We start from the raw sequence: 25,307 nt of genomic DNA, 5'->3' as shown, positions 1-25,307 counted from the left end.
GCCAGTGTGCGCCCCTCGCCGGGGCGCACTTGGCGTGTGTCAAGCGGCCGGGCGTGCCAGGGTCAGCACGTGCTCGCGGAGTTTGACCGTGGCTTGCGGCGACGCAACCAACGCATAGCCACTGGCCAACTGTTCAAAGTGAGCTTCGAACAGCCAGTTGCGGTCCTGCGTGTAGCGTTGCATGTGCTTCACGTTGCGCTGGCGCAGCGTGTTGCGCAGCGGCGACGGATAAATGCGCATGTCGGCCACGTCGATCAGGCCGAACTCACCATCGTCCATCAGCAGAACGTTGCCCAAGTGCAGCGAGCGGAAGTACACGCCGCGCTCATGCAGCTGGGCCATGAACCTGCCAAAGCGTTCGATCAGCGATTCTCGCAGGCTGCTGTCCAGGCTCTGCAGCGCCTGGCGCAAGGTCAGGCCGGGCAGGGGCTGATAGCGCACGGCACTGCTGCCATCGCGCAAGCTATACACATCCAGAATCCGCGGTGACGCGATACCCAGTTGCTGCAGGTGTTCGCTGTTGCTGGCAAAGCGTTCCGAATACGGATTGAAACCCCCGGAAGTGTACCAGCGGCGCGCCCTGAACAGCTTGAGGAAGCTGCCGTCCTCAAGGCGCAGGACCTTGGGCCCAAGACCATCTTCCTCGATGACTGCAGCGCCTTTACGCAGGGCGTCGAACGCCAGCGGTGTGGGCGTTTGCACACGCATGCCGAGCAGGCTGCGACGGCGCTTGGCGATACTCAGGCCGGCGATCAGCGCCAGCGGAATCCACAGCAGGAACCAATGCTCTTTAGGGCGCGACAGGATCCCGCCGCCTTCAGTCAGACCGGCGCCGATGCCATAGGCCAGCAGGGCGGACGCCAGCAGAAACAGCGGTTGTGCGCGCTCTTTGAAACCTTTGTACAGGCCCCAGCCGAGCATGAAGATCCACGGGATAAAGCCGATGATGCCGACGTAATAGAGCACGCCGAGGGCAAAGCTGTGCGGTTCCATCAGTTCGTAACCGTCCACGATCAAGGACAGTTCGGAGTCGTAGCTGTGGCCGATCAGCGGATGGTCGGCGATACGCTGCAGGGTCATGCCCCACAATTCAAAACGGTACGAACTGCCACGCTCGGTAATCGCTTCAGGATAAAACAGCAGCAGCGCTGCAGCGCCAAGCACCAGGGTCGCGATCATCAGTGCTGAGCGGCGATTGCGGCTGACGAAGGCGATCCACACGGCGGCCAGCGTCAGCGCAACCAGTGGCGTGCGAGAGCCGGTGGCCAGGACTGCGAGCGTCATGACCGCCAGCGCAGGCGCGCTGAACAACAACACCTGCAAGCGCTGGGTGGTGATGCAGACATACAGCCAATAGATGCAGAAAAAGCCGAACAGATGGGAGCTCAGCAGTGGGTTATCGAGAGCGCCCAGGCCGCCGATCATGCGCATGCTCACGCCGGGCACGAAGCCTTTGGCGAACGCCACCAGGTTGAACAGGCACACCACCAGGGCAATGACGGCGGCGCTGAAAAAGATCGGTTTGAACAGCTCGCTGCGGTAGTGCAGCAACAGCCCACAGCCGGCAAACAGCATGAAGGTTTGCAGCGGCACCTTGAACAGGTTGGAGTCGCCGGTGGGTTGCGGGCTCCACAGCACGGTGATCAGCGCCCAGGCGCAAAATGCCAGAAGCGCAATGATCAAAGGTTCGCGCAGCAGTTCTTTGATTTCCCGCGGGCGCAGGCACAGCAGGAACAAGGTCGGCACACTGAAAAAGCCGTAGTAGAGACGGTGCATGACGTTGCGGTTGGTGACGTAGAACAATGAACTCAGAAGCAACAACAAGCCAATGGGCAAAATCCATAGGACCAGGAAGTCGAAAACGCGATTTGAGCCATAAATAAGGCGCTTGGAGTGCATACAGAAAAGCCATTCCAGAATAGAGAAAGCCGACCATCTTAAAGTAGTGGCTATATAATGTCGTCGCCTGGATCCAACCAGGCCGAGGGTCATACCGGGTGCAAGTACAACAGAGAAGCTGTGCTAAAGTCAGCCTCCTTTTTCAAAACGCCGCGTGATATGACCGACTCCAGTCCGAGCGCAAGCCCTTCGAGCTTGAAAATATACTTCCGCCTGCTCATGTACGTTAAGCCCTACGCCGGCTTGTTCGCGTTGAGTATTGTCGGATTTCTGATTTTCGCGTCGACCCAGCCCATGCTGGGGTACATCCTCAAGTACTTCGTCGACGGTTTGTCCAACCCTGAAGCGGTGCTGTTTCCCAGCGTACCGTTCCTGCGTGACCTGCAATTGCTGCAAGCCGTGCCGTTGTTGATCATTCTGATCGCAGCCTGGCAGGGCCTGGGTTCGTTCCTAGGCAACTACCTGTTGGCCAAGGTTTCCCTGGGCCTGGTCCACGACCTGCGCGTGCAGTTGTTCAACAACCTGCTGACGCTGCCCAACCGCTACTTCGACAACCACAACTCCGGGCACCTGATTTCGCGCATCACCTTTAACGTGACCATGGTCACGGGTGCGGCGACCGATGCCATTAAAGTGGTGATCCGCGAAGGCATGACGGTGATCTTCCTGTTCGCCTCGCTGCTGTTCATGAACTGGCGCCTGACGCTGGTGATGATCGCCATCCTGCCGTTGATTGCGGTGATGGTCAGCACGGCCAGCAAGAAATTCCGCAAGCAGAGCAAGAAGATCCAGGTTGCCATGGGTGATGTGACCCACGTGGCCTCGGAAACCATTCAGGGCTACCGTGTGGTGCGCAGCTTCGGCGGCGAAGTCTACGAGGAGAAGCGTTTCCTCAAGGCCAGCCAGGGCAACACCGACAAGCAACTGCGCATGACCCGCACCGGGGCGATCTACACCCCGTTGCTGCAACTGGTGATCTACACCGCCATGGCGGTGCTGATGTTCCTGGTGCTTTACCTTCGCGGTGATGCGTCGGCGGGTGACATGGTGGCCTACATCACATTGGCCGGGCTGTTGCCCAAGCCGATCCGTCAATTGTCGGAAGTCAGCTCGACCATCCAGAAAGGTGTGGCCGGCGCCGAGAGCATTTTCGAGCAGTTGGACGAAGAGCAGGAAATCGACCGCGGCACCGTTGAGCGCGACAAGGTCAGCGGCCGCCTGGAAGTGCGTCACCTGAACTTCACCTACCCAGGCACTGAACGCCATGTGCTCAAGGACATCAGCTTCACCGCCGAGCCTGGGCAGATGATCGCGCTGGTGGGGCGTTCCGGCAGCGGCAAGTCGACCCTGGCCAGCCTGATTCCGCGTTTCTACCATCACGAGAGTGGTGAAATCCTGCTCGACGGCGTAGAGATCGAAGATTACAAACTGCTTAACCTGCGCCGGCACATCGCCCAGGTGACCCAGCATGTGACCTTGTTCAGCGACACCGTCACCAACAACATCGCCTACGGCGACCTGGCCGGCGCGCCACGTGCGGACGTTGAAGCGGCGGCGGCGGATGCCTATGCCAAAGACTTCATCGACCAATTGCCGAAGGGTTTCGACACCCAGGTTGGCGAGAACGGCGTGCTGTTGTCCGGCGGCCAGCGTCAGCGCCTGGCGATCGCGCGGGCGTTGCTCAAGAACGCGCCGTTGCTGATTCTCGACGAGGCCACCTCGGCCCTCGACACCGAATCCGAGCGGCACATCCAAGCCGCACTGGACAAAGTCATGCAGGGCCGCACGACGTTAGTGATTGCGCATCGCCTCTCTACCATTGAGAAAGCCGACCTGATCCTGGTGATGGACGACGGCCGGATTGTCGAGCGCGGCACTCACGCCGAGCTGCTGGCCCAGAACGGCTATTACGCCCGTCTGCATGCCATGGGCCTGGATGCGCCGGTACCGGCCGACATCACCTGAGTCAGGGGCCACCGGCCCAGTGTGGGAGCGGGCTTGCTCGCGAATGCGGTAGATCAGTCATAGAGATGTCGACTGACACGCCGTCTTCGCGGGCAAGCCCGCTCCCATATTTGTTTCATCAGCGGATTCGCTCTCCGTCTCCCGTACCATCTTCTGTCACGCCCTCCACAAGCCTCCTGTAACCCTGTGCTAATATCGCGCCCCTGTTCATTTTGTATGTGGGTTGCTCCATGAAGTTGTCCATGCCGCGATTCGATCAAGCCCCTGTCTTGGTGGTCGGCGATGTCATGCTCGACCGTTACTGGCATGGCGGTACCTCACGGATTTCCCCTGAGGCACCGGTACCGGTAGTCAAGGTCGAGCAAATCGAAGACCGTCCAGGTGGCGCTGCCAACGTTGCCCTCAATATTGCCGCGCTCGGCGCCCCGGCCTCCCTGGTGGGTGTGACCGGCGACGACGAAGCCGCCGACAGCCTGGCCAACAGCCTGCGCGGTGCCGGCGTGCGCGCACTGTTCCAGCGCATCGCCCATCAGCCGACCACCGTCAAGCTGCGGGTCATGAGCCGTCACCAGCAATTGCTGCGTATTGATTTTGAAGAACCCTTCGCCACCGACGCCTTGGCGCTGAGCGAGCAAGTCGACACGTTGCTCGAAGGCATCAAGGTGCTGGTCTTGTCCGACTACGGCAAAGGCGCCCTGAAGAACCACCAGATGCTGATCCAGGCCGCCAAGGCCCGCAACATTCCGGTACTGGCCGACCCCAAGGGCAAGGACTTCTCGATTTATCGGGGCGCCAGCCTGATCACGCCAAACCTCAGCGAGTTCGAAGCCATCGTCGGCGGTTGCGCCGACGAGCACGAGCTGGTGACCAAGGGCGCCACGCTGATGGCCGACCTCGACCTGGGCGCCTTGCTGGTGACCCGTGGCGAGCATGGCATGACGCTGCTGCGTCCGGGCCACCCGGCGATGCACTTGCCGGCGCGTGCGCGTGAAGTGTTCGACGTTACCGGCGCCGGCGACACCGTGATCTCCACCCTGGCTGCCTCGATTGCAGCCGGTGAGGAATTGCCCCACGCCGTGGCCCTGGCCAATCTGGCGGCGGGCATTGTGGTCGGCAAGCTGGGCACCGCGGCCATCAGCGCGCCAGAATTGCGCCGGGCTATCCAGCGCTCCGAAGGCTCCGAGCGCGGTGTGCTGACCATCGAACAATTGCTGCTGGCGATTGACGATGCGCGGGCCCACAACGAAAGCATTGTGTTCACCAACGGCTGTTTCGACATCCTGCACGCCGGTCACGTGACCTATCTTGAGCAGGCCCGAGCCCAAGGCGATCGCCTGATCGTTGCGGTCAACGACGACGCTTCGGTCAGCCGCCTGAAAGGCCCTGGCCGTCCGATCAACAGTGTTGATCGGCGCATGGCGGTATTGGCCGGTCTGGGCGCGGTGGACTGGGTGATCAGCTTCTCTGAAGGCACTCCGGAAAACCTGTTGGCCCAGGTCAAGCCCGATGTATTGGTCAAGGGCGGCGACTACTCCGTCGATCAGGTCGTGGGTGCCGATATCGTTGGCGCTTACGGCGGCACGGTGAAGGTGCTGGGCCTGGTCGAGAACAGCTCGACCACCGCCATTGTCGAGAAGATCCGCAACAATGAGTAACGCTGATAAGTGGGTCTTGATCACCGGCGGTGCCGGTTTTATCGGTTCGCATCTGGTTGATGCGTTGCTTGCCAAAGGCTATGCCGTGCGGGTGCTGGATGACCTGTCCACCGGCAAGCGCAGCAACCTGGCGCTGGGCAACCCGCGTGTGCAACTGATTGAGGGTGATGTCGCCAATGCCGAGCTGGTGGCGCACGCCGCCGTTGGCGTGAGCGCCGTGGTGCACCTGGCCGCAGTGGCCTCGGTGCAGGCCTCGGTGGATGACCCGGTGAGCACTCACCAGAGCAACTTCGTCGGTACCCTGAATGTCTGCGAAGCGATGCGCAAGGCCGGGGTCAAGCGCGTGGTGTTTGCGTCCAGCGCGGCGGTGTATGGCAACAATGGTGAGGGCGCGTCGATTGACGAAGAGACCACCAAGGCGCCGCTGACACCTTATGCCTCGGACAAATTGGCCGGTGAGCATTACTTCGATTTCTACCGCCGCCAGCATGGCCTTGAGCCGGTGATCTTCCGCTTCTTCAACATCTTCGGGCCACGCCAGGATCCGTCCTCGCCGTATTCCGGGGTGATCAGTATTTTCAGCGAGCGTGTGCAGCAGGGTGTGCCAATCAACGTGTTTGGTGATGGCGAGCAAACCCGCGATTTCATGTACGTGGAAGATTTGGTCGATGTGCTGGTACAGGCCATCGAAGCGCCCGACGCGCCGCTGGGTGCGATCAACGTAGGCTGGAACCGCACCACCACGCTCAAGCAGGTGTTGCAGGCGCTGGAAGAAGTGGTGGGTCAGTTGCCGACGATCACTTACGGCCCGGCACGCTCGGGGGATATTCGGCATTCGCGGGCCAATAACCAGCGGCTGTTGGCGAGTTTCACGCTGCCTGAGCCCACGCCGTTGAAGGTGGGCCTGGAGCGGTTGCTCACGGGCTGAACACCGTCAACTGTAGTAGCCGCTTTATCTGGGAGCCGGGCAAGCCAGCGCCCAGATCAGAGCGGTTTCACCCCTTGGCTTTTTTCTTCGGCACAATCTTGCGCAGCATCTGCCGCGCCTTGCCGGTCAATCGCTTCAGTTTCGACTCTTTTTCAGGCTGGGCCAGGCCTTGCTGCCTGAGCCAATCCTTCCAGCGAATCCGCTCATCACGTACCAACCAGCCGTCTTGCTGAGCAAAGCTTTCGGCCAGGTATAAACCGCGTGTGCTGGCGGGATACAGCTGGTCTTTCTTGACGGTGTACAGCTCTGCTACAGGCTGGCCATCTTTGAGCGGCATCAGGTACAAGTCCGGGCGCTTGCGGTCCAGTCGGGCTACCAACTGGTCGCCTTCAAGTCGCTCATCCACATGAAACAGGCTGAGGGATTTGGCTTCCTTCGGCACCTCAAGGCGCAAGTCATAAATCAATTGCAGCGACGCCGTCGGCAGGTGCACGTAGGCCCGTGGGCGCTCGATCAATTGCGTGGTAGCGCAGCGAACCGGGCGGGCGGCGCCCGACAAAGGGCTCAACCGAAACGGCAGTGCTTCACGGTAATGCAGGGCGGTGGAGTAGGGCGCTGGCAGCCAGGTGTCGTTGAAGCGTCCGCCGAGCCAGCCTTCAGGCGTCTCCAGCAGGCATTCTTCGGCAATTTCCTGGATGGCGGTGTGCAGCGGCAGGTTCAGTTCGTGGGCCGGCACATAGCCCGAGATCAGCTTGAGCACCACGTCGCCACGGTCCTGGCGGCGTTGGCGGACCAATACCCAGTAATCCTTGTTTTGCCAGTGCAGGGTCAGTCGCACCGACACACCGAGATTCGCCAGTTCCAGGGCGAAACGCTCCGGGTCCGCCACCTCCACCGGCTTGCGCCGTTGCAGGGTCTGGGCGAAGTTGAGCGGCATGCCCACGCTCTGGTAACTCAGGCCTTCGGGGGTGGCTTCGACGTGCAGCGGCAGTGTTTTAAAGTTGCTGGGGTTTTTTCTAATAAGCGTGCGCGGCATGTCGGCTCCTTCTTGCGACGGGGTCGGCCGCGTCGGCGGCATCAGAGTTGACGAATGACCTTGGCAGCGGTCGCCACGTTATGGGCCAGGTGCAGCGGATTAATGGTCCCGACAATAGCACTGGCGACGCCCGTTTGCGCAAACAACAACATGAAACTGGCGTGAATTGGATCCATTCCAGGCTCCAGGCACACGTGGCCGCTGGCCAGGGCTTTTTTCACCAGGATGCCTTTGCCATGGGCAGCGGCGTAATCAATGACGGTTTTCTCGCTCTGTTCGTTCAGATTGTAGGTGACCATTGCGCAATCACCTTGTTCCAGAGCCTTCACGCCGCCTTCGACGGTTTTGCCGGAGAAGCCGAAACCGCGAATCTTGCCCTCTTTTTTCAGCGCTGCGAGGGTCTGGTACACCTCGCAATCATTGAGGATATGCAGGTCATTGCCATCGGAGTGCACCAGCACCAGGTCGATAAAATCCGTTTCAAGTCGTTTCAAGCTGCGCTCGATCGACATCCGCGTATGGGCCGCACTGAAATCATGCTGCGACACGCCATCGGCAAACTCTTCACCCACCTTGCTGACAATCACCCAGTCATTGCGTTGGCCGCGTAATAGCGGCCCCAGGCGTTCTTCGCTGCGGCCGTAAGCCGGCGCGGTGTCGATCAGGTTGATGCCCAGCTGGCGTGCCTGGCGTAGCAGCATGCGCGCCTCGTCATCATCAGGAATCTGGAAGCCGTTGGGGTATTTCACCCCTTGGTCGCGGCCCAGTTTTACTGTGCCAAGACCCAGTGGCGACACCAGCAGGCCGGTGCTGCCCAAGGGGCGATGCAGGTCGTGCAGGGTGGGCAGGCTCATGGCAACAGGTGCTCCCAGGCAGGTTGGCCGAGGGCTGGTTTTGGCAGCTCGGGCAGGGCGTCGTTGTTGGTGCTCGGCTGGATACCGTCGCGTTGCAGGGCGTTGAGTACGCGGTCAGCGAAGTCTGGCGCCAGCGCCAGTTTGGTCGGCCAACCCACCAGCAGGCGGCCCTCTTCGGCAAGGAACGCATTGTCTGGTCGGGTCAGGCCCGATTGCAGCGGCTCGGCGCGGTCCACGCGCAAGGTCGCCCATTGCGTCTGGCTCATGTCGATCCACGGCAGCAATTGCGCCAGCTCTTTTTGCGCAGTGGCGATCTGTTCTTCAGGTGTGCGCGCCACGCCATCGGCCTCGGCGATATCGCCGCCCATGTACCACACCCAGTTGCCATCGGCGGCCGGGTGGGTGGTGATGGTCAGGCGTGGCTTGGTGCCGCCGCCCAGGCAGTGCGCATACAGCGGTTTCAAGCCCGGGCCCTTGGCGATGATCATATGCAGCGGGCGCTTTTGCATGGCGGGCTGGCTCAGGCCCAGGGCGCTGAGCAAATCAGCCGTGCCGCCACCGGCACTGAGCACGATGCGCTGGGCGCGAATCTCACGGCCGTCAACCTTCAAACCCACCAGGCTATCGCCATCGCGCAGCGGTTCGATGTGCTGGCCGGCGAGCAAACCGTCACCCGCCAGTTGGGCCAGACGCTCGATCAGGCTCGGCACGTCGACCACCAGCTCGGCCAGTCGGTAGACCTTGCCCTTGAAGCGACGGTCCTGCAGGGCCGGCGGCAATTCGTCGCCCTTGACCTGGTCGACCCTGCCACGCACGGCCTTGCTGGCGAAGAAGCTGGTGAGGTTGCCGGCGAGTGTGCCGGGCGACCACAGGTAATGGGCTTCGGACAGCAGGCGCACGCCCGACAGATCGAGTTCGCCATCACCCGCCAACGCCTCGCGCCAGCGGCGCGGCATGTCGGCAATCGCTTCGGACGCGCCGGTGAGCGCGCCGTGCAGGGCGTATTTCGCGCCGCCGTGGATGATCCCCTGGGACTTCACGCTTTGCCCGCCGCCCAGCGTGGCGCTTTCCACCAACACCGTGGAAAACCCCTGGCGGCGCAGGCGCGCGTTAAGCCAGAGGCCGGCAACCCCGGCGCCGACAATCAGAACGTCGGTGGAAATAACGGATGGCATCGGCGACCTCAGTGTTCAAGACAAGAGGCGCAGTATACAGGCTGTTGAGTGGCGGTCAGTGCCCGGCGGTTTTCGAGAACAGCTGAATCACCACCACGCCCAGCACAATCAGGCCCATGCCCAGCATCGCCGGCAGGTCGAGCTTTTGCCCATAGATGAACAGCGCGGCGACACTGACCATCACAATGCCCATGCCGGCCCACACCGCATACGCCACGCCCACCGGCACGGTGCGCACCACCAGGGTCAACATCCAGAACGCAATGCCGTAGCCGACGATGACCAGCGCCAGTGGAAGCGGTGTGCTCCAGCCCTTGACGGCTTTCATGGACACGGTTGCGATCACTTCCGAGCAAATGGCGATGGCCAGGTAGAGGTAGGCGGCATTCATGGGGTAATCCTCGGTGTGTGACGTACTTGAATAAGGTCAGCATTCTAACGCTTCGGCAGATGGGATAAAGTCATTACCTATCCGAATTCAAGATGGGTTGAGCCATGAGCGTGCAGTGGAACCTGGACCAGATGCGCCTGTTTGTCAGCGTTGCCGAACAGCGTTCGTTTTCGGCAGTGGCCCGCGACCAGCGCAAGGCGCAATCGGCGGTGAGCAACGGTATCGCCCTGCTGGAAGCGGACCTGGGGCTGAGCCTGTTTGAGCGTAGCAGTGGCCGCCAGCCGCGCCTGACCGAAGCCGGCAGTGTGTTGCTGGAGGAAGCCCGTGAGGTATTGCGCCAGTGTGAACGGCTCAATGGCCGCGCGCTGTCACTGACGCGTGGCGAGGAAGCCTGCCTGCGCCTGGCCCAGGACGAGGCCATGCTGTTTCAGCCGGTACTCGACAGCCTTGAGGCGCTGGCCGGGCAATACCCGCAGCTGGAGGTGCAGCTTTCCAGCGCCGCTCAAGGCGATGTGGCGCGCAAGTTGGTGGAGCGCAAGGCCGACCTGGGCCTGTTGTTTTACCACGACCAAATCCCTGAGGCGCTTGAGCGGCGGGTGGTGGGCAGTGTGGAAATGGTCACCGTGTGCGGTGTGAATCATCCGCTGGCCAAGCAACCGTACGTGACCTGCCAGCATCTGGCGCAGTTTCGCCAACTGTTGATGTCGACCCAGACCAGCGTCTACCCCGGCAGCGAAGCCGCCAGCCCTCTGGTGTGGCGCGCCGACAGTTTCTACGTGTTGGCCGAATGGCTGATGAGTGGCCTGGGCTGGGCCTGGCTGCCGCGGCACATCGTGCAGTACCCGACTTATCAACAACAAATGGTTGAGCTGGACAGCGAATGGACACCGCCCGCGCTGGTGGTGGAACTGGTTTGGCGCCGTGACGAGCACCTCGGTCCCGCAGCGCGCTTCCTGGCCGCACGATTTGCCGAGTGCTTGCAGGCGATAGACTGAAAAAGCCGATAAACTCCGCCGCCATGAATAGAACTCTCTACAGCTGTCTGTTTTACCTGGCGCTGCCGTTGGTGGCTTTACGTTTGTGGCTGCGCGCGCGCAAGGCGCCGGCCTACGCCAAGCGCGTCGGCGAGCGGTTCTCCTATGGCCTGCCGGTGATGCAGCCGGGCGGGATCTGGGTGCATGCGGTATCGGTAGGTGAAAGCATCGCCGCCGCGCCGATGATTCGCGGGCTGATGGCGCGGCATCCGACGCTGCCGATCACCGTCACCTGCATGACGCCCACCGGTTCCGAGCGCATCCAGGCGCTGTTCGCCAATGAACCGCGCGTACAGCATTGCTACTTGCCGTATGACTTGCCGTGCGCGGCCAAGCGTTTTCTAGATCGCGTGCAGCCTAAGCTCGCCGTGATCATGGAAACCGAGTTGTGGCCCAACCATATTCACGCCTGCGCCCAACGCGGTATTCCAGTGGCGCTGGCCAATGCGCGGTTGTCGGCGCGTTCGGCCAAGGGCTACGCACGATTCGCCAAGCTCACCGCACCGATGCTGGCGCAAATGAGCCTGTTCGCCGTGCAGACGCGCACTGAATCCCAGCGCTTCCTGAGCCTGGGCGCGCGCCCGGAAACCGTAGAGGTGACCGGTTCGATCAAGTTCGACCTGACCATTGACCCCGAGCTGCCGGCGCGCGCTGCCGCCTTGCGCGAGCAATGGGGCGCCAGCGAACGCCCGGTGTGGATCGCCGCCAGCACCCATGAAGGCGAAGACGACGTGGTCCTGGCTGCGCATCGCCAGCTGCTCGAAAGTTATCCCAATGCATTGTTGATTCTGGTGCCGCGTCATCAGGAGCGCTTCGGCCCGATGTTCGAGCTGTGCGGGCAGCAAGGATTCACCACGGTGCGCCGCTCCAGTGGCGAGCCTGTGACGGCGCAAACGTCGGTACTGCTCGGCGACACCATGGGCGAGTTGCTGTTTCTCTACGCCCTGGCCGACAGCGCGTTTGTCGGCGGCAGCCTGGTGCCGACGGGCGGGCATAACCCGCTGGAGCCGGCAGCGCTGGCCAAGCCTGTAATCATGGGACCGCACCTGTTCAACTTCCTCGAAATCAGCGCAATGATGCGCGAGGCCGGGGCGTTGCGGGAGGTGGATGACGCCCAGGGCTTGGCCGAGGCGGTGCGGCAGCTGTTCGAGCTGCCGCAGGATGCGCGCAAGATGGCGCAGGCGGGGCTGGCAGTGATGCAGGCCAACCAGGGCGCACTGAAGCGCCTGCTGGATGGGTTGGACAGACTGATTCAACGCTGATCCAAAGGTGGGAGCTGGCTCGCCTGCGATGCAAACGCCTCGGTCCATCAGGTAGACCGAGGTGATGCTATCGCAGGCAAGCCAGCGCCCACAGTGGTTTTGTGCTGTGCTCAGTAACCGGGGCGAGCCTTGAGCTGTTCGGCAGCGGCCTTGGCCAGGTCCGGTGGCAGGAAGTCCTTGTCCGGGTTGTAGTCAGCCTTGAGGTAGCGCGTCAGGTCCTGCAAATCGCCGGGGCTCAGCGTGCCCGCCGCCTGCTTCAAGCGCAGGTTGTCGAGGATGTAGTCGTAGCGGCTGTTGTTGTAGTTGCGCACCGACGAGTAGAGCTGGCGCTGTGCATCCAGCACGTCGACGATGTTGCGCGTACCCACCTGATACCCGATTTCCGTGGCTTCCACCGCGCTCTGGTTGGAGATGATCGACTGGCGGCGTGCCTGCACCTGTTCCACGTCGGTGTTCACCGCGCGGTGCAGGTTGCGGGTGTTTTCCACCACTTGGCGGCGCAGGCCTTCGCGTTGTTGCTCGCTTTGGTCAAGGCGTGAATAGGATTCGCGCACTTGCGAGCTGGTGAGGCCGCCGCTGTAGATCGGGATGTTCAGGCGCAGGCCGATGGTGCGTTGCGACACATCACCGCCGTAAGGGATGGGCAGTTGATTCGGGTTGCTGAAACCCAGCGCGTCGTTGTCACCCTTTTCGTATTGCGCCACGGCATCGAGGGTCGGCAAGTGGCCGGCCTTGCGCTGGCGCAGGGTTTCTTCGGCGGCCGTGACCGCGTAGTTGCTGGCCAGCAGGTTGAGGTTTTGGCGGCCGGCGGTTTCGACCCAGGCCTTGGCGTCATTCGGCGCCGGTGGCAACACCGGCAGCGTGTGCACGATGCCCTGGATCGCGTTGTACTCACGGTTGGTCAGGGTGATCAGCGCTTCGAAGGCGTCGTCTACCTGGCGTTGGGCGACGATGCGGTTGGCGCGGGCGGTGTCGTAGCTGGCCTGGGATTGCAGCACGTCGGTCTTGTCCGACAGGCCCACGTCAAAGCGTTCGTTGGACTGATCGAGCTGGCGCTTGAAGGCATTTTCTTCAGCCTTGGTCGACGCCAGGTTGTCCTGGGCGCGCAGCACGGCGAAGTAGTTCTCGGCGCTTTGCAGGATCAGGTTCTGTTCGGTGGCCGAGAGCTGCAGCGAGGCCTGCTCGTTGACGGCTTCGGCGGCTTGCAGCTGGAACCAGCGGTCGGCACGGAACAGCGGCTGACTCAAGGTTGCGCGCCAGGAGTGCGCATCACGGTTGGCGGTGGCCGCCGGCTGGTCGATCTGGGTGCGCACGTTATTGCTGTCGGCACCGGCCGACAGGTTCGGCAGCAAGCCGGCACGGGCCTGGGGCACCACTTCTTTCTGCGCGCCGTATTGGGCGCGGGCGGCGGCCAGGTCGGCGTTGTTGTTCACCGCTTCCTGGTAGACGCTGACCAAATCGGTTTTGGCGGACAAGGGCGCTTCAGCTGCCCAGACCATTCCATTGGTCGCACAAGACACGGCAAGAGCCAGTGAGAGTTTGCGCAGCATGAGGCGATCCCTAGTGTGAATATTACGGCGATAATTTAGCGCCCAAGGCTAAGGCTGGCCATTTCTGGCGTCAAGCCATTGTGGCGGCAACCGAGTGTAGTGTTGCTGACCCGGCGCAACAATCCCGCAATCACGCCATTCATCACGCTGAATGCACCGCCATTGGCAATTTGCCCACGCCTTGGTCTAGACTGGCCGCGTTCTTGTCGGGGTGCCTTGTTGGAAGGCTGAGATCGGTAAATACCGGATCCCGTTGAACCTGATCAGGTTAGCGCCTGCGTAGGGAACAAGATTTCTCGTCACCCGGCGAGTCCTCTTGTGCTTCGTCCGGGATGTTGTTCGACAATCGAACAGCCCTCGTGCCTTGCACAGCACTGGTTTCAGTGCGTCCATCCGTCACAGGTTCGCTCCGACAAAAATCCACCGCCTGGATAGTTGGAGAGCCCGTGATGAGCACAGATATAAAAAGTACAAAACTGAAAAACACCGTGCACTTGAGTGAATCGGCCAAGGTCGACTCCGGCTCCGTGCAGCCGTTTACCCGCTCACAAAAAATCTACGTGCAAGGCACTCGTCCGGACATTCGTGTGCCGATGCGCGAGGTCAGCCTGGACGTGACCCCCACCGACTTCGGCGGCGAAATCAACGCGCCCGTGGTGGTCTACGACACCTCCGGCCCGTACACCGACCCGAATGTGATCATCGACGTGCGCAAAGGCCTGGGCGATGTGCGCTCGCCGTGGATCGAGTCGCGTGGCGACACCGAGCGCCTGTCGGGCTTGAGCTCGCACTTCGGCCAACAGCGCCTGAGCGACGCCGAACTCACCGCGTTGCGTTTTGCCCACGTGAAGAACCCGCGCCGCGCCAAGGCCGGCGCCAACGTCACGCAGATGCACTACGCGCGCAAAGGCATCATCACCGCCGAGATGGAATACGTCGCCATCCGCGAAAACATGAAGCTTGAAGAAGCCCGCGCCAGCGGCCTGCTCGATCAGCAACACGCCGGCCACAGCTTCGGCGCCAGCGTGCCGAAAATCATCACCCCCGAATTTGTGCGCGAAGAAATCGCCCGTGGCCGCGCGATCATCCCGGCCAACATCAACCACACCGAACTGGAACCGATGATCATCGGCCGTAACTTCCTGGTGAAGGTCAACGGCAATATCGGCAACAGCGCCTTGGGTTCGTCCATCGAAGAAGAAGTGGCGAAACTGACCTGGGGCATTCGCTGGGGTTCGGACACCGTCATGGACTTGTCGACCGGCAAACACATCCACGAAACCCGCGAATGGATCATCCGCAACTCGCCGGTGCCGATCGGTACCGTGCCGATCTACCAGGCCCTGGAAAAAGTCGGCGGCGCCGCTGAAGACCTGACCTGGGAGCTGTTCCGCGACACCCTGATCGAACAGGCCGAGCAGGGCGTCGACTACTTCACCATCCACGCCGGCGTGCTGCTGCGCTACGTACCGCTGACGGCCAAGCGCGTCACCGGCATCGTCTCGCGTGGCGGTTCGATCATGGCCAAGTGGTGCCTGGCGCACCACAAAGAGAACTTCACCTACACGCATTTCGACGAAATCTGCGAAATCATGAAGGCCTATGACGTCAGCTTCTCCCTTGGCGACGGCCTGCGTCCTGGCTCGATTGCCGACGCCAACGACGCTGCGCAATTCGGTGAGCTGGAGACATTGGGCGAACTGACCAAGATCGCCTGGAAGCACGACGTGCAAACCATGATCGAAGGCCCCGGCCACGTGCCGATGCAACTGATCAAAGAGAACATGGACAAGCAGCTCGAGTGCTGCGACGAGGCGCCGTTCTACACCCTCGGCCCGCTGACTACAGACATTGCACCAGGCTACGACCACATCACCTCGGGCATCGGCGCGGCGATGATCGGCTGGTTCGGTTGCGCGATGCTTTGCTATGTCACGCCCAAGGAACACTTGGGGCTGCCGAACAAGGATGACGTGAAGACCGGGATCATCACTTACAAGATCGCGGCGCATGCTGCGGATTTGGCCAAGGGCCATCCGGGGGCGCAGATCCGCGATAACGCCTTGAGCAAGGCGCGGTTCGAGTTCCGCTGGGAAGACCAGTTCAACCTCGGCCTGGACCCGGACACCGCGCGCTCGTATCACGACGAAACCTTGCCGAAAGACTCGGCCAAGGTCGCGCACTTCTGCTCGATGTGCGGGCCGAAATTCTGCTCGATGAAGATCACCCAGGAAGTGCGTGAGTACGCCGCCAACCAGCGCATTGAAGCGGTGGATGTGGACGTGGCCAAGGGCTTGGCCGAGCAGGCAGAGCGGTTCAAGCAGGAAGGCAGTCAGCTGTACAAAAAGGTCTGATCCAGAGACGGTGGTGCCTGCACTGCCGTCATCGCGGGCAAGCCCGGCTCCCACATTTGATCGGGCTCCACCTTTGGAATGCGGTCGAATGTGGGAGGTAGTCAGTTGTACAAAAAGGTCTGATCCGGGGTTGCGGGCGCCTGTAAGGGCCTCTTCGCGGGCAAGCCCGCTCCCACATTGATCGGGTTTCACCTTTGGAATGCAGTCGAATGTGGGAGGTAGTCAGCTGTACAACAAGGTTTGATCCGGGATTGCGGGCGCCTGTAAGGGCCTCTTCGCGGGCAAGCCCGCTCCCACATTGATCGGGTTCCACCTTTGGAGTGCGGTCGGATGTGGGAGGCGGTCAGCTGTACAAAAAAGGTCTGATCCGGGGTTGCGGGCGCCTGTATGGGCCTCTTCGCGGGCAAGCCCGGCTCCCACATTTGATCGGGTTCTGCCTTTGGAATGCGGTCGGATGTGGGAGGCAGTCAGCTGTACAAGAAAGGTCTGATCCGGGGTTGCGGGCGCCTGTAAGGGCCTCTTCGCGGGCAAGCCCGGCTCCCACATTTGATCGGGTTCCACCTTTGGAATGCGGTCGAATGTGGGAGGTAGTCAGTTGTACAAAAAGGTCTGATCCAGAGACGGTGGTGCCTGCACTGCCGTCATCGCGGGCAAGCCCGGCTCCCACATTTGATCGGGTTCCACCTTTGGAATGCGGTCGAATGTGGGAGCGGGCTTGCCCGCGAATGCAATCTCTCAAACAACACATGTCCCTCAGAGATAACACCCTTGAGCATTCAACCGAGTACCTACTCCCCTGATATAGCGGTGCCGAGCGACAAACGCGTCTTCGGCGCCCGCGACCTGTTTTCCCTGTGGTTTTCCCTCGGCATCGGCCTGATGGTCCTGCAAACCGGCGCGTTGCTCGCTCCGGGCCTGGGCTTTTCCGGTTCGCTGTTGGCGATTTTTCTCGGCACGCTGGTGGGCGTGCTGTTGCTGGCCGCCGTCGGCGTGATTGGCAGCGACACTGGCCTGTCCGCCATGGCCGCGCTCAAACTCAGCCTCGGCGCCAAGGGCGCCAGCCTGCCGGCATTGCTGAACCTGCTGCAGCTGGTCGGCTGGGGTTCATTCGAAATCATCGTGATGCGCGATGCCGCCAGTTTGCTGGGCACGCGAGCATTCAGCGAGGGTAGCCTGCTGGCGAGTCCTTTGCTGTGGACGCTGTTTTTCGGTGGTTTGGCGACGTTACTGGCCGTCAGTGGCCCGCTGACTTTTGTGCGCCAGATCCTGCGCAAGTGGGGCATCTGGCTGCTGCTGGCCGCCTGCCTGTGGCTGACTTGGAACCTGTTCGCCAAGGCCGACCTCGCCGCGTTGTGGGCAACACCCGGTGACGGCTCGATGCCGTTCGCGGTGGGTTTTGATATCGCCATCGCCATGCCGCTGTCGTGGCTGCCGTTGATTGCCGATTACTCGCGCTTCGGCAAACGCGCAAAAAATGTATTCGGCGGGACGGCGCTGGGCTTTTTTATCGGCAATTTCTGGCTGATGAGCCTGGGCGTGGCCTATACCCTGGCGTTTGCACCCAGTGGTGAGGTGAATGCGCTGTTGCTGGCGCTGGCCGGTGCAGGTCTGGGCATTCCGCTGTTGCTGATCCTGTTGGACGAGTCGGAAAACGCCTTCGCCGATATCCACTCGGCAGCAGTCTCCAGCGGGATTTTGCTGCGTTGGAAGGTCGAACACCTGGCGTTGGCCATCGGCGTTATCTGCACGCTGATCGCCTGCTTCGCGCCGTTGGCGCAATACCAGAACTTCCTGTTGCTGATCGGCTCGGTGTTCGCGCCGCTGTTCGGCGTGGTGCTGGTGGATCACTTTATCCTGCGCCGCCGTGGCCAGGGTTCAGTTGGCAACCTGCACTGGGCGGCGCTGGTGGCCTGGCTGGGTGGCATTGCCACGTATCACGTGCTGGCCAACCTGTATCCGGATATCGGCGCGACCCTGCCGGCACTGGTGCTGGCAGGGCTGTTGCAGTTGATATTGGGCCGGGTCTTCAGCGGCGCGCGGGCATCAGTTCAGGCTTGAGCACGCCCGTCAGACGCGCATAGGGGATGGTCATTTCGATCAGCCCCAATGCGTAAGGGCCGATGGTGGCCACGTTGTACTTGAGCACCACACCGTCGCTGGTCAAGGCCACGTTCGGGGTTTTCTGGAACGGCCAGTTCTTGACGAACGCCGGGTCGCGGTCCATCTGCGAATTGATCAGCCAGCTGTTGTGGGCGACTTTCGCGGTGTTCCAGAACGCCTGTTCCTGGCCCGGCAGCAGCATGTCGGTCAGGCTCAGCTCTCTGTGCTGCAGGCGTGAGTAGTTGATGAAGCCGCGGCCGGGTTCACCGTGGGCGGCTCCGGTGTCCAGGTAGCTCGAAACTTCAATGATCACCAGTCCGTCATGCTGGTCACGTACCTTGGCCTGCAAGTACATGCTGTTGCGGTCCGGCGATTCGCGCAGGAACTTGTCCCGGTAGGCATTCAGCGTCGGCGGCACGCTGGCGCCGGGCGTGGTGCGGGTCATTTGCAGCAGGCGTTGCTCCACAATCGTGTCGAGCTGCGGCTCGCTGGGGAAGTGCACGGTGTCAATGTTCACCAGCGGGCAGTCAGGGCTGCCGCAGCCGGGTTTGATCTGTTCGGAGGCGTCCGATTTAGTGTCCAGCGGCTTCAGGTAGCTGGGCTGGAACAGGCTCTGGCAGGCACCCAGGGTCAAGGCAATACAAGCCACGGAGGCGATTTTTAAAAGCGACATGTGCGTCCTTCGGAAATCGATGGAAAGCGAAAAAGAGTAGCGCTTCGACTGCGAACAGAGCCGTCAGTTCGCCACTAAGCTGATTAGAGTGAGTTTGACCTCCGCCGTCTATCCCGGCAACTGGAAAGGGGCTGCATCAAGTGGCAAGGGCGCGTTAGGATGGCGCGAATTGCACCCGCGTAAACGAGGAAGAATATGACGGACATTGCCAAATCGACGCCGAACAAAATCGAAATTGTTCAGCGCGACAATGCCTACAAGGGCTTCTACAAGCTTGATCGCGTGCAGCTGCGCCACGAGAAATTCGACGGCGGCATGAGCCGGGTGATCAACCGTGAAGTCTTTGTTCGGCACGACGCGGTGTGCGTGTTGCCATATGACCCGCAGCGCGATGAAGTGGTGCTGATCGAGCAGTTCCGCGTGGGCGCCATGGGCCGTACCGACAACCCGTGGCTGATAGAAATGGTTGCCGGCCTGATCGACAAGGATGAAGCGCCGGAGGAGGTTGCACACCGCGAAGCCGAGGAGGAAGCTGGGCTGACATTCTCTGCGCTGTGGCCAATCACCCAATATTTCCCATCGCCCGGTGGCAGTACCGAATTTGTCCACCTGTACCTGGGCCGTTGCGACAGCACCGGGGCCGGTGGCGTCCATGGACTGGAAGAAGAGGCAGAAGATATCCGCGTCACCACCTGGGCCTTTGAAGATGCCTTGCAAGCGGTGCGTGACGGCAAAATTTCCAACGCAGCCAGCATTATCGCCCTGCAATGGCTTGCGCTTAATCGCGCGGAAGTGAGGGGGTTATGGCAGTAAAGGCACGGGAACGATATCGCGTTGACCTGATCGGGTTGCAAGCCGCCTGCGAGGCTAACTATGCGCGGCTGATGCGCTTGCTGCCCGACATGCGCCACACCCCCGAGGCGCGGCGTATTGCCGTGACCCACGGCGACCAGATGCTTGGCGTGCTGACCCTTGAAGTCATCGTCAACTGCCCGTACACCACCACCCTGCGCGTGCGCCAGGAGCACAGCCTGCCGTGGCTGCCGGTGCCGCAACTGGAGGTGCAGGTCTACCACGATGCGCGCATGGCCGAAGTGATCAGCGCCGAACATGCGCGACGCTTTCGCAGCATCTATCCTTACCCGAACGTGTTCATGCACCAACCCGATGAGAAAGCACAGCTCAATGTGTTCCTCGGTGAATGGCTGAGCCACTGCCTGGCCCTGGGCCATGAGTTTGAAGTCGTGCGGTAGATGTGAACTGCGTCTTTCCTCTTTGCGTCCTGCCCTAGCATAATCGCCCACATGTCCTTTTCTGTGATTGCCTTGGGAGAGCGCCTTGCCGAGCGTATCCACCGTGAACCCTGATGCGCCAGCGCTGCTGGTGCAGCTGTCCGACAGCCACCTGTATGCCGAGGCCGACGGCGCGCTGCTAGGCATGAACACCCGCGAAAGCCTGCAGCGAGTGATCGGGTTGGTGCGCTCGCAACAGCCGCAGATCGATTTGCTGCTGGCCACCGGCGACCTGTCCCAGGACGGCACGCTTGAGTCCTATCAACAGTTTCGCGACCTGACCCGACAGATCGACGCTCCGGCGCGCTGGATTCCCGGCAATCACGACGAGCCGCAGATCATGGCCCACGCCGCCGAACACAGTGATTTGCTGGAGCCGGTCGTCGACATCGGCAACTGGCGCGTCACCTTGCTGGATTCGGCTGTTCCAGGCTCAGTGCCCGGTTACTTGCAAGATCAGCAACTGCAATTGCTTGCCCAGGCCTTGAGCGAGGCGCCTTCCCGTCATCATCTGGTGTGTTTTCACCATCATCCGGTGCCCATTGGCTGTGCGTGGATGGAGCCCATCGGCCTGCGCAACCCGGAGGCTTTGTTTGCGGTGCTCGACCGCTTTCCGCAGGTCAAGGCGCTGCTCTGGGGCCATGTGCACCAGGAAATCGACCGCGATCGCAACGGCGTGCGCTTGCTGGCGTCGCCGTCTACCTGCATTCAGTTCGCGCCGGGCAGCGAAGACTTCAAGGTCAGCGAGCAAGCGCCGGGTTACCGCTGGCTGCGCCTGCACGCCGACGGGCGGTTGGAGACCGGCGTAGAGCGGGTCGAAGGTTTCGCGTTTACCATCGATTACGGCAGCAACGGCTACTAACCGCTGCAAACACTGATCAAAAATGTGGGAGCTGGCTTGCCTGCGATAGCGGTATACCGGTTGATAAATGTGTGACTGATACACCGTCATCGCAGGCAAGCCAGCTCCCACAGTGGATCTTCTGTGTCCTTTGGATAGAGGGCCTCACACACCACCCCGATCCCTGTAAACTGCGCCTCTTTGGCTGACGCACGGAGAGCCCGGCATGTCTGCTTCGATCTTGTATATCCACGGTTTCAACAGTGCGCCGGCCTCCAACAAGGCCAGTCAGTTGATGACCGTGATGGACAGCCTCGGCCTGGCCGACCAATTGCGCGTGCCGGCCCTGCATCACCACCCGCGCCAGGCAATTGTTCAATTGGAAGAAGCGATTGCGCAGCTGGGTCGGCCGCTGCTGGTCGGCAGCTCACTCGGCGGCTACTATGCAACCCATCTTGCCGAACGCCATGGCCTCACGGCGCTGCTGGTCAACCCGGCGGTCAGCCCGCATCGGATGTTTGACGGTTACCTGGGGACCCAGAAAAACCTCTACACCGATGAAACCTGGGAGCTGACCCACGACCACGTCTCGGCCCTGGCCGAACTGGAAGTGCCAGCCCCGCAGGACGCCGCGCGTTATCAGGTGTGGTTGCAGACCGGGGATGAAACCCTGGATTATCGCCTCGCCCAACAGTATTACCGGGCCTGTGCCTTGCGCATCCAGGCCGGTGGCGACCATGGCTACCAAGGGTTCGCCCAGCAACTGCCGGCGATGTTGAGCTTTGCCGGCATTGGTGCAGATCAGTATCAATCCTTCGACTTTGCAGCCCTGTAAAGCCGCAGGTTACTTTTTAATCGAACGACTCACGACGAGACCCCATGGCCACTCCCAGCGCTAGCTCTTATAACGCCGACGCCATCGAAGTCCTCTCGGGCCTCGACCCGGTGCGTAAACGCCCAGGCATGTACACCGACACCAGCCGGCCGAACCACCTTGCCCAGGAAGTCATCGACAACAGCGTCGACGAAGCCTTGGCCGGGCATGCCAAGTCGGTACAAGTCATCTTGCACGCCGACCATTCCCTGGAAGTGTCCGACGATGGTCGCGGCATGCCGGTGGACATCCACCCCGAAGAGGGGGTGTCGGGCGTCGAGCTGATCCTCACCAAGCTGCACGCCGGCGGCAAGTTCTCCAACAAGAACTACCAGTTTTCCGGTGGCTTGCACGGTGTGGGTATTTCCGTGGTCAACGCCCTGTCCACGCAGGTCAGGGTCAAGGTCAAGCGCGACGGTAACGAGTACCAGATGACCTTCGCCGATGGCTACAAAGCCACCGACCTGGAAGTGATCGGCAGCGTTGGCAAGCGCAACACCGGCACCAGCGTGTACTTCGCGCCGGACCCGAAATACTTCGATTCACCCAAATTCTCCATCAGCCGCCTCAAGCATGTGCTCAAGGCCAAGGCCGTTCTGTGCCCGGGTTTGCTGGTCAGCTTTGAAGACAAAGGCACCGGCGAGAAGGTCGAGTGGCATTACGAAGACGGCCTGCGTTCCTACCTCGAAGACTCTGTCAGCGACTTCGACCGCCTGCCCAACGAGCCGTTCTGCGGCAGCCTGGCCGGTAATAAAGAAGCCGTTGACTGGGCGCTGCTGTGGTTGCCTGAAGGCGGCGACAGCGTGCAGGAAAGCTACGTCAACCTGATCCCCACCGCCCAGGGCGGCACCCACGTCAACGGTTTGCGCCAGGGTTTGCTGGACGCCATGCGCGAATTTTGCGAATACCGCAGCCTGTTGCCACGTGGCGTGAAGCTGGCGCCGGAAGACGTGTGGGAGCGCATCGCGTTCGTGCTGTCGATGAAGATGCAGGAGCCGCAATTCTCCGGTCAGACCAAGGAACGCCTGTCGTCGCGTGAAGCGGCGGCGTTTGTCTCCGGCGTGGTCAAAGATGCGTTCAGCCTGTGGCTCAACGAGCACCCGGAGCTGGGCCTGGCCCTGGCGGAGTTGGCGATCAATAACGCCGGCCGCCGTTTGAAGGCCAGCAAAAAGGTCGAGCGCAAGCGCATTACCCAAGGGCCGGCACTGCCGGGCAAACTGGCCGATTGCGCCGGGCAAGACCCGATGCGTTCCGAGCTGTTTCTGGTCGAAGGTGACTCCGCCGGCGGTTCTGCCAAGCAAGCGCGAGACAAGGAGTTCCAGGCGATCCTGCCGTTGCGCGGCAAGATCCTCAACACCTGGGAAGTCGATGGCAGCGAAGTCCTCGCCAGCCAAGAGGTGCACAACATCGCCGTGGCCATCGGCGTCGACCCGGGCGCGGCAGACATGAGCCAGCTGCGCTACGGCAAGATCTGTATCCTCGCCGACGCCGACTCCGACGGTTTGCACATCGCCACGCTGCTGTGCGCGCTGTTCGTCCAGCACTTCCGCCCATTGGTGGATGCCGGTCACGTCTACGTTGCCATGCCGCCGCTGTACCGTATCGATTTGGGCAAAGAGATTTTCTACGCGCTCGACGAAGCCGAGCGCGATGGCATCCTCGACCGCCTGGTCGCCGAGAAGAAACGCGGCAAGCCACAGGTCACGCGATTCAAAGGCCTGGGTGAGATGAACCCACCGCAGCTGCGCGAAACCACCATGGACCCGAACACGCGGCGCCTGGTGCAGTTGACCCTGGAAGACTTCGCCGGCACCTCGGAAATGATGGACATGTTGCTGGCGAAAAAGCGTGCACCGGATCGCAAGGCCTGGCTGGAGTCCAAAGGCAACCTGGCCGAGGTTCTGGGCTGATGCGCACAGGTTTCGCCCTGGCGATCCTGATGTTGAGCGGGTTGGCGGCGGCCCAAGTGGTCGCCGAGCCCGTGACTGAGCTAAAGCTGATATCCGAGCATCCGGTGGACGGCATGCGCGGCGGTAACCTCTCGGGCCTGGCGGTATGTGGCCAGGAGCTGTGGACGGTGTCCGATCGCGATGACGACCAGATTTACCGACTCGACATCAGTGCGCCGACCTGGCAGGCCGAAACCGTGAAAATTGACGTGCCGCCGGTGCCCGAGTCCGGGTTGCCCTGGGGGTTGCGCTCGCGCACCAAGGCGGCGTCGTTCATCCGCGGTGGCGACCTGGATTTTGAAGGCATTAGCTGCGATGCCGCCGGCAACCGCTACATTGTCAGCGAAGCCCACGCTGCGGTGCTGCAAGTGCCGATGGCGGGCGCCCCTGAATGGTTGAAAATCGCCCCTGGCATGGTGCGTGAAGCCCGCGCCAGTGGCATGTTGCTGCACTTCAACGCTTTGTTCGAAGGCCTGGCGGTGAATCCTGCCGGTAATCAGATTTGGCTGGCGGCCGAGCGTGAGCGGCGTGGCTTAATCTCGATCAAGCGCGGGCAGAGCGTATGGGACTGTGACGGTCCCTGTGTGTTGTTGAGCGAGGCTGGCCAGGAAGTGCAACCGGCGCAGTTCACCAACGCCAAGGCTGTGTCCAAGGATTTTGCCGACCTGGCGCTGTTTGACGGCAAGCTGTTTACCCTGGAGCGCAATGCGTTCCAGATTTGCCGGCGCGATGCGGTCACCGCCAAAGTCGAGCTGTGCTGGTCGTTTGCCGACGAAACCCTGATGCCGAAACGGCGCTATGCCCAGCCCTACGGTCTGGCCGAAGCCCTGGTGGTGGATGCAGACGGCGCCTGGCTGGGGATCGACAACAATTTTGGCCCGCGTGCCGATGGTGAAAAACGCCCTGTGGTCTATCGTTTCGCCGCGCCTGCCGGCGGCTGGAGCGCCCAGCCATGAGCGGGCAGCCGCCTGGCAAGCGCGCCGGACGTGTGCTGATGTTTGTGGCATGGGGCGCCGGGCTGTTTTTGGCCACACGGTTTTTTGGGCAGTGGGAAGCACGTCAGGAAAATCCCAATGCGGTGGTGACCTCGCAGCAACACGAGGGGTACATCGAGGTGAAATTGCTGGGCAACGGCCAAGGGCATTTTGTTGCCAGTGGCCAGATCAATGGTCAGCCGGTGGAGTTTATGCTCGATACCGGCGCGACCGATGTGGCGGTGCCGGCCGAATTGGCCGACCGCCTCGGGCTTAAACGTGGCCTGCCGGTGACCTTGAGCACCGCCAACGGCCGTGTTCAGGGCTACCGCACCCACCTTGACCGCCTGAAGCTGGGCGATATCGTCCTGCAGGACGTCCGCGCGATCGTGGCGCCGGGCCTGGACGGGGAACAGGTGCTGCTGGGCATGAGCGCATTGAAACAACTTGAATTTACCCAGCGCAGCGGCACATTGCTGCTGCGCCAGACCAAACAATGAT

21 protein-coding genes and 1 riboswitch are annotated in these 25,307 nt (G+C 61.6%); of the genes, 14 read left to right on the top strand and 7 right to left on the bottom strand.

The window, feature by feature from the left end; translation table 11 throughout:
• Positions 1-39: 39 nt before the first annotated feature.
• Entirely contained in the window at positions 40-1,899 is a 1,860-nt protein-coding gene (locus tag AACV02_RS26695) for a bifunctional O-antigen ligase/aminoglycoside phosphotransferase family protein (RefSeq protein ID WP_119737966.1), read from the bottom strand.
• Between the two features lie 159 nt (positions 1,900-2,058).
• On the opposite strand from AACV02_RS26695, the gene msbA reads away from it, so the two are divergent.
• The 3 genes from msbA (at position 2,059) to AACV02_RS26680 (ending at position 6,447) form a co-directional block, all read left to right on the top strand.
• A complete protein-coding gene (msbA, locus tag AACV02_RS26690) occupies positions 2,059-3,864 on the top strand; it encodes a lipid A export permease/ATP-binding protein MsbA (RefSeq protein WP_106577592.1) in 1,806 nt (601 codons plus the stop codon).
• A gap of 230 nt (positions 3,865-4,094) precedes the next feature.
• Positions 4,095-5,519 carry a bifunctional D-glycero-beta-D-manno-heptose-7-phosphate kinase/D-glycero-beta-D-manno-heptose 1-phosphate adenylyltransferase HldE gene (hldE, locus tag AACV02_RS26685; RefSeq protein ID WP_106577765.1) on the top strand — a complete coding sequence of 475 codons (1,425 nt, stop codon included), beginning with the start codon at positions 4,095-4,097 and terminating at the stop codon, positions 5,517-5,519.
• A complete protein-coding gene (locus AACV02_RS26680; protein WP_119737963.1) occupies positions 5,512-6,447 on the top strand; it encodes an NAD-dependent epimerase/dehydratase family protein in 936 nt (311 codons plus the stop codon). Before hldE ends, AACV02_RS26680 begins: the two co-directional genes overlap by 8 nt.
• Before the next feature lie 67 nt (positions 6,448-6,514).
• Here AACV02_RS26680 and AACV02_RS26675 read toward each other — a convergent pair whose 3' ends face one another.
• Genes AACV02_RS26675 through AACV02_RS26660 form a run of 4 tightly spaced genes read right to left on the bottom strand, consistent with a single transcriptional unit; the run spans position 6,515 to position 9,903 of the window.
• The gene (locus AACV02_RS26675; RefSeq protein WP_106577594.1) at positions 6,515-7,483 is read right to left on the bottom strand and encodes a metal ABC transporter ATPase; all 969 of its coding nucleotides are present in this window, start codon (positions 7,481-7,483) and stop codon (positions 6,515-6,517) included.
• A 41-nt stretch (positions 7,484-7,524) separates the two neighbouring features.
• Complete coding sequence (locus AACV02_RS26670) at positions 7,525-8,337, bottom strand: aldo/keto reductase (protein ID WP_119737961.1); 813 nt, start codon at positions 8,335-8,337, stop codon at positions 7,525-7,527.
• The gene (locus AACV02_RS26665; protein WP_119737959.1) at positions 8,334-9,512 is read right to left on the bottom strand and encodes an NAD(P)/FAD-dependent oxidoreductase; all 1,179 of its coding nucleotides are present in this window, start codon (positions 9,510-9,512) and stop codon (positions 8,334-8,336) included. Before AACV02_RS26665 ends, AACV02_RS26670 begins: the two co-directional genes overlap by 4 nt.
• A gap of 55 nt (positions 9,513-9,567) precedes the next feature.
• A complete protein-coding gene (locus AACV02_RS26660; RefSeq protein WP_106577597.1) occupies positions 9,568-9,903 on the bottom strand; it encodes a DMT family transporter in 336 nt (111 codons plus the stop codon).
• A 104-nt stretch (positions 9,904-10,007) separates the two neighbouring features.
• Here AACV02_RS26660 and AACV02_RS26655 point away from each other — a divergent pair, with 104 nt between their 5' ends.
• Positions 10,008-10,898 carry a LysR family transcriptional regulator gene (locus AACV02_RS26655; RefSeq protein WP_106577598.1) on the top strand — a complete coding sequence of 297 codons (891 nt, stop codon included), beginning with the start codon at positions 10,008-10,010 and terminating at the stop codon, positions 10,896-10,898.
• 23 nt (positions 10,899-10,921) lie between these two features.
• Positions 10,922-12,199: a lipid IV(A) 3-deoxy-D-manno-octulosonic acid transferase gene (gene waaA / locus AACV02_RS26650; RefSeq protein WP_119737957.1), complete on the top strand. Its 1,278-nt coding sequence runs from the start codon at positions 10,922-10,924 to the stop codon at positions 12,197-12,199.
• A gap of 110 nt (positions 12,200-12,309) precedes the next feature.
• Here waaA and AACV02_RS26645 read toward each other — a convergent pair whose 3' ends face one another.
• Entirely contained in the window at positions 12,310-13,749 is a 1,440-nt protein-coding gene (locus AACV02_RS26645) for a TolC family outer membrane protein (RefSeq protein ID WP_106577600.1), read from the bottom strand.
• 197 nt (positions 13,750-13,946) lie between these two features.
• A riboswitch (TPP riboswitch) is annotated at positions 13,947-14,052 on the top strand.
• A gap of 146 nt (positions 14,053-14,198) precedes the next feature.
• Between AACV02_RS26645 and thiC the strand changes: the two genes are divergently transcribed.
• Both thiC and cytX read left to right on the top strand, forming a co-directional pair.
• The gene (thiC, locus tag AACV02_RS26640) at positions 14,199-16,103 is read left to right on the top strand and encodes a phosphomethylpyrimidine synthase ThiC (RefSeq protein ID WP_119737954.1); all 1,905 of its coding nucleotides are present in this window, start codon (positions 14,199-14,201) and stop codon (positions 16,101-16,103) included.
• Positions 16,104-16,871: 768 nt separating this feature from the next.
• A complete protein-coding gene (cytX, locus tag AACV02_RS26635; RefSeq protein ID WP_119737952.1) occupies positions 16,872-18,161 on the top strand; it encodes a putative hydroxymethylpyrimidine transporter CytX in 1,290 nt (429 codons plus the stop codon).
• Here the strand turns inward: cytX and AACV02_RS26630 are convergent.
• On the bottom strand, positions 18,130-18,876 hold the full coding sequence (locus AACV02_RS26630) for an RsiV family protein (protein ID WP_119737950.1): 747 nt from the start codon (positions 18,874-18,876) through the stop codon (positions 18,130-18,132). The two genes, cytX and AACV02_RS26630, sit on opposite strands and share 32 nt — an antisense overlap.
• Positions 18,877-19,071: 195 nt before the next feature.
• On the opposite strand from AACV02_RS26630, the gene AACV02_RS26625 reads away from it, so the two are divergent.
• The 7 genes from AACV02_RS26625 to AACV02_RS26595 all read left to right on the top strand — a co-directional run bounded on the left by AACV02_RS26625 (position 19,072) and on the right by AACV02_RS26595 (position 25,306).
• Positions 19,072-19,689: an NUDIX domain-containing protein gene (locus AACV02_RS26625; RefSeq protein ID WP_119737947.1), complete on the top strand. Its 618-nt coding sequence runs from the start codon at positions 19,072-19,074 to the stop codon at positions 19,687-19,689.
• Entirely contained in the window at positions 19,680-20,129 is a 450-nt protein-coding gene (locus AACV02_RS26620) for a DUF1249 domain-containing protein (RefSeq protein WP_003209507.1), read from the top strand. The genes AACV02_RS26625 and AACV02_RS26620 overlap by 10 nt, the downstream gene beginning before the upstream one ends.
• An 85-nt stretch (positions 20,130-20,214) precedes the next feature.
• Positions 20,215-21,030: a 3',5'-cyclic-AMP phosphodiesterase gene (cpdA, locus tag AACV02_RS26615; protein ID WP_106577605.1), complete on the top strand. Its 816-nt coding sequence runs from the start codon at positions 20,215-20,217 to the stop codon at positions 21,028-21,030.
• 205 nt (positions 21,031-21,235) lie between these two features.
• On the top strand, positions 21,236-21,844 hold the full coding sequence (locus AACV02_RS26610; protein WP_119737945.1) for a YqiA/YcfP family alpha/beta fold hydrolase: 609 nt from the start codon (positions 21,236-21,238) through the stop codon (positions 21,842-21,844).
• Between the two features lie 44 nt (positions 21,845-21,888).
• Complete coding sequence (gene parE / locus AACV02_RS26605) at positions 21,889-23,793, top strand: DNA topoisomerase IV subunit B (protein ID WP_119737943.1); 1,905 nt, start codon at positions 21,889-21,891, stop codon at positions 23,791-23,793.
• Positions 23,793-24,788: an esterase-like activity of phytase family protein gene (locus AACV02_RS26600; protein WP_119737941.1), complete on the top strand. Its 996-nt coding sequence runs from the start codon at positions 23,793-23,795 to the stop codon at positions 24,786-24,788. The genes parE and AACV02_RS26600 overlap by 1 nt, the downstream gene beginning before the upstream one ends.
• On the top strand, positions 24,785-25,306 hold the full coding sequence (locus tag AACV02_RS26595; protein WP_119737939.1) for a retropepsin-like aspartic protease family protein: 522 nt from the start codon (positions 24,785-24,787) through the stop codon (positions 25,304-25,306). The genes AACV02_RS26600 and AACV02_RS26595 overlap by 4 nt, the downstream gene beginning before the upstream one ends.
• The last annotated feature ends 1 nt before the right edge of the window (position 25,307 follow it).

The sequence above is a fragment of the Pseudomonas sp. Larv2_ips genome, from assembly GCF_963879675.1.
GTDB lineage: Bacteria > Pseudomonadota > Gammaproteobacteria > Pseudomonadales > Pseudomonadaceae > Aquipseudomonas.
This window is presented reverse-complemented; position numbering and strand designations above follow the sequence as displayed.

Bases quoted from the DNA above. Each gene is read 5' to 3' on its own strand.
- thiC (WP_119737954.1), top strand. From the start codon at position 14,199: ATGAGCACAGATATAAAAAGTACAAAACTGAAAAACACCGTGCACTTG.
- AACV02_RS26600 (WP_119737941.1), top strand. From the start codon at position 23,793: ATGCGCACAGGTTTCGCCCTGGCGATCCTGATGTTGAGCGGGTTGGCG.
- AACV02_RS26655 (WP_106577598.1), top strand. From the start codon at position 10,008: ATGAGCGTGCAGTGGAACCTGGACCAGATGCGCCTGTTTGTCAGCGTT.
- AACV02_RS26660 (WP_106577597.1), bottom strand. From the start codon at position 9,903: ATGAATGCCGCCTACCTCTACCTGGCCATCGCCATTTGCTCGGAAGTG.
- parE (WP_119737943.1), top strand. From the start codon at position 21,889: ATGGCCACTCCCAGCGCTAGCTCTTATAACGCCGACGCCATCGAAGTC.
- AACV02_RS26630 (WP_119737950.1), bottom strand. From the start codon at position 18,876: ATGTCGCTTTTAAAAATCGCCTCCGTGGCTTGTATTGCCTTGACCCTG.
- AACV02_RS26610 (WP_119737945.1), top strand. From the start codon at position 21,236: ATGTCTGCTTCGATCTTGTATATCCACGGTTTCAACAGTGCGCCGGCC.
- msbA (WP_106577592.1), top strand. From the start codon at position 2,059: ATGACCGACTCCAGTCCGAGCGCAAGCCCTTCGAGCTTGAAAATATAC.
- AACV02_RS26620 (WP_003209507.1), top strand. From the start codon at position 19,680: ATGGCAGTAAAGGCACGGGAACGATATCGCGTTGACCTGATCGGGTTG.
- AACV02_RS26695 (WP_119737966.1), bottom strand. From the start codon at position 1,899: ATGCACTCCAAGCGCCTTATTTATGGCTCAAATCGCGTTTTCGACTTC.
- AACV02_RS26670 (WP_119737961.1), bottom strand. From the start codon at position 8,337: ATGAGCCTGCCCACCCTGCACGACCTGCATCGCCCCTTGGGCAGCACC.
- AACV02_RS26595 (WP_119737939.1), top strand. From the start codon at position 24,785: ATGAGCGGGCAGCCGCCTGGCAAGCGCGCCGGACGTGTGCTGATGTTT.
- AACV02_RS26665 (WP_119737959.1), bottom strand. From the start codon at position 9,512: ATGCCATCCGTTATTTCCACCGACGTTCTGATTGTCGGCGCCGGGGTT.
- AACV02_RS26675 (WP_106577594.1), bottom strand. From the start codon at position 7,483: ATGCCGCGCACGCTTATTAGAAAAAACCCCAGCAACTTTAAAACACTG.
- AACV02_RS26645 (WP_106577600.1), bottom strand. From the start codon at position 13,749: ATGCTGCGCAAACTCTCACTGGCTCTTGCCGTGTCTTGTGCGACCAAT.
- hldE (WP_106577765.1), top strand. From the start codon at position 4,095: ATGAAGTTGTCCATGCCGCGATTCGATCAAGCCCCTGTCTTGGTGGTC.
- AACV02_RS26625 (WP_119737947.1), top strand. From the start codon at position 19,072: ATGACGGACATTGCCAAATCGACGCCGAACAAAATCGAAATTGTTCAG.
- AACV02_RS26680 (WP_119737963.1), top strand. From the start codon at position 5,512: ATGAGTAACGCTGATAAGTGGGTCTTGATCACCGGCGGTGCCGGTTTT.
- waaA (WP_119737957.1), top strand. From the start codon at position 10,922: ATGAATAGAACTCTCTACAGCTGTCTGTTTTACCTGGCGCTGCCGTTG.